General features: G+C 67.3%; 8 protein-coding genes and 2 pseudogenes. 6 read left to right on the forward strand and 4 right to left on the reverse strand.

Annotated elements, in window-relative coordinates:
* Positions 1-110 precede the first annotated feature (110 nt).
* Entirely contained in the window at positions 111-431 is a 321-nt protein-coding gene (locus tag IEZ15_RS43295; RefSeq protein WP_189282419.1) for a hypothetical protein, read from the forward strand.
* A 208-nt stretch (positions 432-639) separates the two neighbouring features.
* Here the strand turns inward: IEZ15_RS43295 and IEZ15_RS46955 are convergent, their stop codons facing one another.
* Positions 640-1,257, reverse strand: coding sequence for a transposase (locus IEZ15_RS46955; protein WP_308427520.1), 618 nt, complete (start codon positions 1,255-1,257; stop codon positions 640-642).
* A gap of 3 nt (positions 1,258-1,260) precedes the next feature.
* Positions 1,261-1,422 (reverse strand): annotated as a pseudogene (locus tag IEZ15_RS43310) (IS5/IS1182 family transposase); the annotation flags it as partial.
* A 119-nt stretch (positions 1,423-1,541) separates the two neighbouring features.
* Between IEZ15_RS43310 and IEZ15_RS43315 the strand changes: the two are divergent.
* The 5 genes from IEZ15_RS43315 to IEZ15_RS43330 all read left to right on the forward strand — a co-directional run bounded on the left by IEZ15_RS43315 (position 1,542) and on the right by IEZ15_RS43330 (position 4,708).
* The gene (locus IEZ15_RS43315) at positions 1,542-2,561 is read left to right on the forward strand and encodes a carbon-nitrogen hydrolase family protein (RefSeq protein ID WP_189282420.1); all 1,020 of its coding nucleotides are present in this window, start codon (positions 1,542-1,544) and stop codon (positions 2,559-2,561) included.
* Between the two features lie 121 nt (positions 2,562-2,682).
* Positions 2,683-2,808, forward strand: a complete 126-nt coding sequence (locus IEZ15_RS47610; protein WP_373302775.1) for a hypothetical protein — start codon at positions 2,683-2,685, stop codon at positions 2,806-2,808.
* Positions 2,805-3,374 carry an IS3 family transposase gene (locus IEZ15_RS47615; protein ID WP_189282421.1) on the forward strand — a complete coding sequence of 190 codons (570 nt, stop codon included), beginning with the start codon at positions 2,805-2,807 and terminating at the stop codon, positions 3,372-3,374. The genes IEZ15_RS47610 and IEZ15_RS47615 overlap by 4 nt, the downstream gene beginning before the upstream one ends.
* Entirely contained in the window at positions 3,374-3,694 is a 321-nt protein-coding gene (locus IEZ15_RS47620; RefSeq protein ID WP_189282422.1) for an integrase core domain-containing protein, read from the forward strand. The genes IEZ15_RS47615 and IEZ15_RS47620 overlap by 1 nt, the downstream gene beginning before the upstream one ends.
* 162 nt (positions 3,695-3,856) lie before the next feature.
* The gene (locus IEZ15_RS43330) at positions 3,857-4,708 is read left to right on the forward strand and encodes a DUF1963 domain-containing protein (protein WP_189282423.1); all 852 of its coding nucleotides are present in this window, start codon (positions 3,857-3,859) and stop codon (positions 4,706-4,708) included.
* A 346-nt stretch (positions 4,709-5,054) separates the two neighbouring features.
* On the opposite strand, the gene IEZ15_RS43335 is transcribed toward IEZ15_RS43330, so the two are convergent.
* A complete protein-coding gene (locus IEZ15_RS43335; protein WP_189282424.1) occupies positions 5,055-5,189 on the reverse strand; it encodes a transposase in 135 nt (44 codons plus the stop codon).
* Positions 5,190-5,251: 62 nt separating this feature from the next.
* Positions 5,252-5,695 (reverse strand): annotated as a pseudogene (locus IEZ15_RS46250) (transposase); the annotation flags it as partial.

Genomic DNA, 5,695 nt, shown 5'->3' on the forward strand with positions numbered 1-5,695 from the left:
ACGGGCTTCGCCCGGCGATACGCGGGGACGGTACACGCGGCGCCGGACGCGAGTGCGGCCACCGCGGCCTGAGCCGTCGGGCTCAGGCCGCAGTCGCCTCTGTCGCGACGATGACCGAGCGGGGCGCGAAGTGGTCCCTGGACGACTGGGTCGGCCCCCTCACTGTGAACGTCACCGACGGGACGTTCTCCCTGCAGGACCCAGACGCGCAGACCAGGCCGCAGCCGATCGGCCTCATCTCCACCGAGAAGGACTGGGCCCTGATCCGTGCGCTCGACTTCCCAGCGGCGGGGCAACACGACGAAGCCCTTGGCCCCTTTGGGCCGGGAGACGATGCGCAGGGTGAGCCAGAGGCGTTCGCGGGCCCAGTCGACGAGGTCGCTGGCGTAGCCGCGGTCGGCCCAGACCTGGGTGATTTTGCGGCTGGGTGAGGCGCAGGCGCCAGAACACGTCGCGGGCGGCGTCGCGGTCCTGGCTGTCGGCAGGCGTCACCGTGAGCGTCACCGGTAGGCCGGGCGCCTTGACGGACTGAGAGTCCACGATCAGCGTCACCGGGTGCGGGCAGCGGCCCTTGCCAATACGGATCCGGTGGCGTAGTTGGTCACGGATGTAGGTGACGACCCCGGCCCGGTTCCACCTCTAGAAGAACCCGTAAGCCGTCTCCCACGGAGGGGAATCCGCAGGCAGGGCCCGCCACTTCGCGTCGTTGTCGACGACGTAGCGGATGCCGTCGACGTTCTCCCATCTCGGCCAATTCTCCGGATGTCCGCCGGTCTTGGTCTGGCAGGCCGGGACGGGCAGCAGGGGTTCGAGAGTGCCCATTCGGCAACCGAGGTGTCGGACGGGTAGCGGCGGCGACGGGAGGCAGCAGTCATGGCGGGCTCGGCAAGGTGATCGGGGTTTGGAGAGCTGAGCGAGGGTGGCGCGGACCCTGGTGAGCTGGGCGGTGGCGAGCTGGGCACATTCGTCGTCGGGGTAGCGGGCCAGGTGCGGATCGAGCGTGCCCGTGATCACCCGGGTGAGGCGGCCGAGGATCTGCCGGAACTGCCGCTTGTCGTACTCGATCCAGTCCGCGGGGTCGTCGGAGAACATGAACCCGTCGCGGCGCGTCCAGGTGATCGGCGTCAGGTTCTCCGCGGCGACGACGTCGCGGACGTGCCGGATGCCGTGGCCGACCTGCGAGCGGGTCAGGCGGGTGGTTGGCCGATCGTTTGGCCGATCACCGACTTCCACCGTGGTCTTCCAGGAGGCCGTCATGCCCGAGTCGGTGTCAACGAGAACCTGGTGGTTGGTGGAGTACCGGTTCTGCAACTGCTCGGCGATGGCGTGGTCGCGGGCCGGGACAAGGGTGCCGTCCACGATCAGTACGGCGTCCTTGGCGAACCTCTTGCGCGGCTGGAAGGCGAGTATCGCCCCGAGGTTGATGGGAGGCTTCCTCGTGACCGGCTCACCCAGCCATCCGCATCCGGATCGCGCGCCCCGGAACACCGCTCGACGACCTGTTCCTGCCGGTGCGCTCCACTTCTGAGGAGGACTCCGACATGTCATCTCCCACTTCCACGAAACGGACTGTCGCGGCGGTACACGCCGCTCCGGTGTTCATGGACACCGAGGCGACCGTCGGCAAGGCCATCCGTTTCGTCGAACAGGCTGGCGGGGAAGGCATCGACCTGCTGGTGTTTCCCGAGACCTTCGTGCCCGGTTACCCGTACTGGATCGAGGCCTACGCCCCGCTGGACCAGCAGGGCGCCAACGTCGCGTACGCCGAGGCGTCAGTCGAGGTGCCCGGTCCGCAGATCGCCCGGGTCCAAGCCGCTTGTGACCGCGCCGGGGTCGGCGTCGTTCTCGGTGTCAGCGAGAGGCTCACGGGCACCCGCACGTGTTTCAACAGCCAGGTCTTCATCGAACCCGACGGCACCCTTCTCGGAGTTCACCGCAAGCTCCAGCCCACCTACGCTGAAAGGATCGTGTGGGCTCAGGGCGGCGGCGCCACCCTCAGCGTCTTCGATAGCGCTCTGGGCCGGATCGGCGGTCTGGCTTGCTGGGAACACACCATGAATCTGGCCCGGCAGTCCCTGATCACCCAGGGCCAGCAGATCCACGCAGCAGCATGGCCCGGTCTGTCCACCATGACCGGCTTCGAGACTGTCGCCGACGTCCAGATCGACGCCATGATGAAGACCCACGCGCTCACGGCGCAGGCATTCGTCATCTCCGCCGGAAACCCGGTGGACGAGACGTGCCTGCAGTGGATGGAGTCCACTGCCGGACCGCAAAAGTACATCACTGCGGGTGGCGGCTGGTCGGCCGTGATCCACCCCTTCAATCAGTACCTCGCCGGCCCGCACACCGGCCTCGAGGAGAAGCTCGTCACTGCCGAGATCGACCTCGCCGACATCAACGCCGTCAAGGTCTGGGTCGACTCCCGGGGCCACTACGCGCGACCGGAGATCCTCGGCCTACGGGTCGACCGACGCCCGCTCTGGCATGACGAAGGACATCGCGAATGGCCTGCCGCCCCGAGCGACGGCACCGCCGCCCCGGCAGCCGAAACGGCCTGAGCAGGGCGACGATCAAGCAGGGCGCCGCCGATCTGGGAATCAACTCCGAGACGTTGCGGAACTGGATCCGGGCGAATGGGGCGGGCCGTCCCCGGGTCGCCGGGCGGTGGCCTCATCGTCTGTGCCAGCGGTCGCGCTGCTGGAGGCGGAGAACGCGGCCCTGCGGCGGGAGAACACCGAACTGCGGAAGGAGCGCGAGATCCTGCGCAAGGCGGCCCGTTATTTCGCCTCGGAGACGGGCTGGTGAACCGCTGCCAGTTCGTTGAGGATCACCAGCGCCGTTACGGCGTGACGCGGTTGTGCCGGATCCTGGAGATCGCCCGATCCAGCTTCTCCCACTGGCAGCGGACCGGACCGGCCCGCCAGGCGGCCGACATCGAACTCGCCGCGCGGATACGGCAGGTGCACCGGGCATCGGACGGCACCTACGGCGTCCCCAGGATCACCGCCGAGCTCGGCGAGGACAGCGAGAACGTGAATCACAAGCGCGTCGCACGCATCATGAAGGCCGTCAGGCTCGCCGGTCTCCGCCTGCGCCGCAGGCACCGCACCACGATCCCGGACCCGGCCGCGGCGAAGGTGCCGGACCTGATCGGCCGCGACTACACCGCGAGCGAGGTGAACACCAAGTACGTCGGTGACATTACCTATCTCTCGCTGGCCGGCGGGAAGTTCCGCTACCTCGCGACCGTGATCGATCTCGCCTCGCGCCGCCTGGCGGGCCGGGCGATCGCCGACCACATGCGCGCCGAGCTCGTCGTGGATGCTCTGACGGCAGCCGAGCGGACCCGGGACAGCTCGCCGGGGCGGTGATGCACACCGATCACGGAGCCCAGTACTGCAGCTGGGCCTTCGCCGACGCCTGCCGCAAGGCCGACGTTACCCAGTCCATGAGCGCGGTGGGCAGCAGCGCGGACAACGCCCTCGCCGAGTCGTTCAACGCAACCTGCAAACGGGAGACCCTCCAGGGCCGCAGGGCCTGGAACGACGAGCGCGAGGCCCGCCTCGACCTGTTCCGACGGCTGCACCGCTACAACGCCGTCCGACGCCACTCCCGCCTTGGACACCGCCCACCGATCGCCTACGAGACGGCACTTGACGCACCATCAACTATGCTGGCTAAAGCCGCATAAGCCGTGTTCAGGATCAGAGGTCAAGGCCCCTCCGCGACCGCTCCCCAAGATCTGTGCCAGAACTGAGTTGTGATGTCACCCAGGGCCTGTTCTGATGCCTGCGTGCCAGGCTACTGAGACGAACAGCCGTACGGCCACTGGTCCGCCCGCTACGATGCGCGCATGCCCGTGCTTCAGGAGCAATACGTCGTGCAGTTGCTGCGGTCGCTGATGCGGACGCGCACCGTACTGGAGCCGGCCCAAAGCCCGCCCGAGACACGCATGCGTGATCGTCGCCGAGGACGGCACGCCGTCCCTCCGTCCGTTCCCGCGCAGCCCCACGTGATGCGGGAGTTCGTCGCCACGCGGTTCGGCGGGTTGCCGACGGTGGAGGAGGGCGAGACCTGGCCCCTGTGCGACGGCTGTGCCGGCGATCTCACGTTCGTCGCGCAGGTCGACTACTCCCGCGACGGACTGCACGACAGGCTCCCCATCTCGTTCTTTACGTTCTTCTACTGCTGGAAGTGCCATCCATGGGGACGGGATCGTGGACAGGGCGGATGGCTCGTGCGCTCCTACACCGCATTGCGCCGCCCCAAGGTTCTCGTGCACGGCACGGGGCCCGACTTCGAGGAACGCCACGCGGTGCCACGCCTGGAAAAGTCGCTGCCCGACGGGGAGGGCATGCGCCTGCACTGCCCCGAACTCTGGGCCCTTGTGCCGGGTGACAGCGGCTCCCGGGAAGCGTGGGCGAACTGGGACATCGTCGGCCGTGCTGCACTCCGTCTGACGCAGGAACGCGCCCGAGCGCCGCACATGCGCAATGCGGGGGTGGCGATCGGCGGATACCCGTACTGGGCGAACGGCGGCGACGAGACGCCGGTCTGCACGGAATGCACACGGCCGATGGAGCTGCTGCTGCAGATCCGGCCGAGCGAGCTCACTGATGCGACATGGGGTGACGTCGGAACCCTGTACCTGTTCATGTGCCGGACGCACACCCAGCGCACCGGGCTGCGCATCCAGTGCACATGAAACAACGGGTCACCCCAGGTCGGGGGGAGTCTCACACCGGCCCTGACGGCTGTGTCCACGATGCCGGACAGCAGACCGGGTGAGAAGTTGCCGCCATTGAGGATCGTGCCTGGCGAGTCGGCGCAGGACAGGCACGAGCCCTCCGGTGATCACTGAGCGCAGGGAACTCCATGATCACTCGGGCTCGTGCCTGCCTTGCATTTAGGGCGCTCTGGCGCGGCGACTTCGCCTACTGCCGGTCGCTCTTATTCAGGATCTCGATCGTCTTCGCCTGCTCGGCAGTGAGTTTCCGCAGCCGCCTCAGTTCCTCGTCCCGGTCGTCCGCGCCGGCCCGGGCCTTCTTCACTCAGCCTCGCAGGGACTCCGAGCTGACCCCGAGCTCCCGGGCGACCTCGGTCACCGTCCGGCCCGACGACCGCACCAGCTCGATCGCGTCGCGCTTGTACTCATCCGAGTACCGCTTCGTGTACTTGCTTCCCACCTGGCACTACTTCCTCCGGAATCTCAGAGGGCTTTTAGTGTGAGTGAATTGCCTCTTATGCCCTAGTAGGTTCCTCGCCAGGTTGGTGTGGTCTCGTCCGTTATGCGCTTGGCGAGGTTGTCTATCGAGGCGACGTGGATCACGGCTTCGGAGCTGGTGGTGAGGGTCTCGTAGTCGCGGGCGAGACGTCGGTGCATCATGACCCAACCGATACTCCGCTCCACTACCCAGCGCCTTTCACGACGTGAAAGCCGCGAACTCCGGGGTTTCTGTTGACGACTTCGACGTCGATTCCGAGCTGCGCGCCGTGCTCGATGACGGCCTTCTTGAAGCCGGTGTCTACCCAGCTCTTGGCGATGGTCGGGTATGTCTTCTTGGCCTGGTCGAGGAGGCGTATTCCCCGGGCGTTTTCGGAGAGGCTTGCGGCGGTGACGGTCACGGCGAGGATCAGGCCGATCGTGTCGGTGAGGATGCCCCGTTTCCGACCGACGATCTTCTTGGCGGCG

Origin of the sequence: Streptomyces atratus, from assembly GCF_014648655.1 — a bacterium.
GTDB lineage: Bacteria > Actinomycetota > Actinomycetes > Streptomycetales > Streptomycetaceae > Streptomyces > Streptomyces atratus.